We start from the raw sequence: 2,702 nt of genomic DNA on the forward strand, positions 1-2,702 counted from the left end.
TCCGAGAAGGTGATGCGCAAGTAGGCCGCGGCCGCGCGCGATGGCGAACCCGGAGATCCCGACCAAGCCCTATCTGCTGCGGGCGCTATACGAGTGGTGCGTGGACAACGGCTACACGCCGCACATCGCGGTCAAGGTGGATTCGCGCGCTCAGGTGCCGGCCGAGTACGTCAAGGACGGCGAGATCACGTTCAACATTTCTCCGGTGGCGGTGCACAAGCTGCAGATGGGCAACGAGTTCATCGAGTTCTCGGCCCGGTTTGCCGGGGTCGCTCGCCAGATCTCGGTGCCCGTCGGCAGCGTCTTCGCGCTGTATGCGCGCGAGACAGGCCACGGCATGACCTTCGACGTCGAGGCGCCGAAGCCGGCGCTTCAGGCGGCGGCCGAGGCCGAGCCGGCGCCGACGACATCCGAGCCGGAACCGACCCGGCCCTCGGGCGGCAAGCCGGCGCTGCGGCGGGTGAAATAGCGCCTGACCGGCGACGCCCGGCGCGCGCTCGGGCCCAGGCGAACCCTTTGCGCCGACGGGATGACGCGCGGTCGATCGACGCAAACGGCGGCGCACCTCGGGCGGCGCTTACAATGCCTTCGGGCCGGCTTAGCTCAGCTGGTAGAGCAGCGGTTTTGTAAACCGTTGGTCGGCGGTTCGAATCCGTCAGCCGGCACCCCAAACGGCTCAGGCATCAGGCGCGCGCGTTGCCGGATCCGACAGGATCCTCCGCTCGGTGCCGCGTGGTCGCGATCACGACGGATCTCCGGCGGATATAATCGAACGCGAACGCTTCGCCTTACGGTCCATGGGAACCGTCCTGAAACTTGATGACGAAACCCTCCGCGCGCTGGAGCGGGTCGCGCGCCGCGCCGGCAAGTCGCCGCAGATGCTTGCGCGCGCGGCCCTGCGCGAGTTCATCGAGGACTACTGGGACATGCTCGAAGTGAAGCGCCGGGCCCGCTCTCGCTCGAAGAGCATCCCCTGGGCCGAAGTCAAGAAGCAGCTTGGTCTGGACTGTTGAGTTTCATCCCGCGGCGCGGGACGATCTCGCGGCACTCGACAGACCAGTCCAGCGTCGCATCCGGCGCTTCATTGACGAAAGACTCCTCAAGGCGGAGGACCCGCGCAGGCTCGGCCGCCCGTTGACCGGCCCTTGGGCGGGTCACTGGAAGTATCGCGTGGGCGACTGGCGCATGATCGCCCGCGTGCGCGATGAGCGCCTCATTGTCTACATCGTGCGCGTTGGCCATCGCCGCGAGGTATACCGGTGATGCTGCTGCCCGGCGAGCTCTTTGCCGGGCACCATGGGCGTGGCTTTCGGCAGTTGGGCGCTGCAATCCGTTGGTCGGCGGGTCGAAACCGTCAGCCGGCACCGGCCTTCAGCGCCGGAAAATCCACAGGATCAGCGTCAGCACCAGCGACACCAGGATGCTGGTGGTGATCGGGAAATAGAAGGTGAATCCCTCGCGCTTGATCTCGATGTCGCCCGGCAGTCTGCCCAGCCCGAGCTTGGTCACCAGAGGCCAGGCAAGGCCGAGGACGAGGAGCACGATTCCGAGGGTGATCAGCCATTTCTGCATATCGCCTTCAGACGGCACCAGACTGGTGCGGCATTTCGTGGATCTCGCCAAGATTACATTGACCTCGCGGCTACTTGAGCCGGAAGTGGACTAACTCTTCGTTAATGATAGCTTTCGCGAATATCCAGCTTCTTTTGACCCACCGCTTTACGTCGGGCGAGTACCACAATTCAAGCCGCGCGAATATAGCGTCTTGCGATGGTTTGCGCTCCGGGATCACCGCCCAGCCGCTTACCCGTAGCGCTCTAAACACACCAGCCGGTACCTCCAGTTGTTCCCAGGATTTGACTTCGGCGGTCACCAAAAGCTTAAGGGAGACGTCAAGCTGCGCCGACTCGCGCGATCGCACGATTCGCAGGTCGACTGTAGATACCCGCCGGTTCCCCGAGCGGAGCGGAAAGTTAAGAATACTTAAATGCGGCTTAACGAACCCACCGTAAAACACCAGGTCGTTCCAGTCCGGCGTATAGACCACGTCGCGTTCATTCCCATCTTTCGTGGTATACGTCACGGTGTGAACAAAGCTGTTATCCACGGCCGTAATTTCAATCTCGGTACGGTCTGAAATGACGCGACCGTCCCTTTCCGTTGTCACCCGATAAACCCAGCGTTCCCCGACCTTAAGGGCGGGCGATGCAACTTCTGCGGGATCGGATGCGCGTGCAAGTGGATGGCTCGACGCCAAAAAGCCTCCGAGCACGATCGCGTGCCAGCGGGCTAATTTCATTGCTTACGGCAGGATGCCGTGCGAAGAATTGATATGCAAGCTTCACTGAGCAGCGCGCGTTCAGCCGCACTGATACCGGCCGGATCGAAGCGGTAGCGGCTGTGCAGCGCAAGCGCCTCGGCGAGCATGGCGCGCTGTTCCTCCGGCAGCGAGGCGGAAATGCGCGCCAGCCATCGAGCGTGCGGCTCCCACGGTTCGCGCGCCGAAAGCACGCGTTCCAAGGCGTAGAACTCGGAGTCCTCGCCAGGCCAGGGCCTGCGCGGTGCCGGGGCGGGCCCCGCGTCCTCGCGCACGCGCCGGCGGCCGCGGAAGACGCGCCACAGCAGGACGAGCGCCAGCACGACAAGCAGCGCGTACCAGGCGTCTCCCGCCTTGAACGCCTCGCGCTGCGACCAGCGGAACG

6 protein-coding genes and 1 tRNA gene are annotated in these 2,702 nt (G+C 64.2%); 4 read left to right on the forward strand and 3 right to left on the reverse strand.

The window, feature by feature from the left end; all coding sequences use genetic code 11:
* Positions 1-40: 40 nt before the first annotated feature.
* The 4 genes from VNM24_06475 to VNM24_06490 all read left to right on the forward strand — a co-directional run bounded on the left by VNM24_06475 (position 41) and on the right by VNM24_06490 (position 1,263).
* Positions 41-469: a ClpXP protease specificity-enhancing factor gene (locus VNM24_06475; GenBank protein HWQ38249.1), complete on the forward strand. Its 429-nt coding sequence runs from the start codon at positions 41-43 to the stop codon at positions 467-469.
* Positions 470-592: 123 nt separating this feature from the next.
* Positions 593-665: transfer RNA gene (locus tag VNM24_06480), tRNA-Thr, on the forward strand.
* Between the two features lie 132 nt (positions 666-797).
* Entirely contained in the window at positions 798-1,013 is a 216-nt protein-coding gene (locus tag VNM24_06485) for a hypothetical protein (protein HWQ38250.1), read from the forward strand.
* Entirely contained in the window at positions 997-1,263 is a 267-nt protein-coding gene (locus tag VNM24_06490; GenBank protein HWQ38251.1) for a type II toxin-antitoxin system RelE/ParE family toxin, read from the forward strand. Before VNM24_06485 ends, VNM24_06490 begins: the two co-directional genes overlap by 17 nt.
* 108 nt (positions 1,264-1,371) lie before the next feature.
* Here the strand turns inward: VNM24_06490 and VNM24_06495 are convergent, their stop codons facing one another.
* The 3 genes from VNM24_06495 to VNM24_06505 form a co-directional block, all read right to left on the reverse strand.
* Positions 1,372-1,572: a DUF2905 domain-containing protein gene (locus tag VNM24_06495; protein HWQ38252.1), complete on the reverse strand. Its 201-nt coding sequence runs from the start codon at positions 1,570-1,572 to the stop codon at positions 1,372-1,374.
* A 70-nt stretch (positions 1,573-1,642) separates the two neighbouring features.
* Positions 1,643-2,299, reverse strand: a complete 657-nt coding sequence (locus tag VNM24_06500) for a hypothetical protein (protein HWQ38253.1) — start codon at positions 2,297-2,299, stop codon at positions 1,643-1,645.
* On the reverse strand, positions 2,296-2,702 hold a 407-nt coding region (locus tag VNM24_06505; protein HWQ38254.1), incomplete at its 5' end, for a hypothetical protein. The genes VNM24_06500 and VNM24_06505, both read right to left, overlap by 4 nt.

This window comes from Burkholderiales bacterium (assembly GCA_035560005.1).
Taxonomy (GTDB): Bacteria; Pseudomonadota; Gammaproteobacteria; order Burkholderiales; family Eutrophovitaceae; genus DASRFY01.

Coding starts and splice junctions, on each gene's coding strand:
- VNM24_06475 (HWQ38249.1), top strand. CDS start 41: ATGGCGAACCCGGAGATCCCGACCAAGCCCTATCTGCTGCGGGCGCTA.
- VNM24_06485 (HWQ38250.1), top strand. CDS start 798: ATGGGAACCGTCCTGAAACTTGATGACGAAACCCTCCGCGCGCTGGAG.
- VNM24_06495 (HWQ38252.1), bottom strand. CDS start 1,572: ATGCAGAAATGGCTGATCACCCTCGGAATCGTGCTCCTCGTCCTCGGC.
- VNM24_06500 (HWQ38253.1), bottom strand. CDS start 2,299: ATGAAATTAGCCCGCTGGCACGCGATCGTGCTCGGAGGCTTTTTGGCG.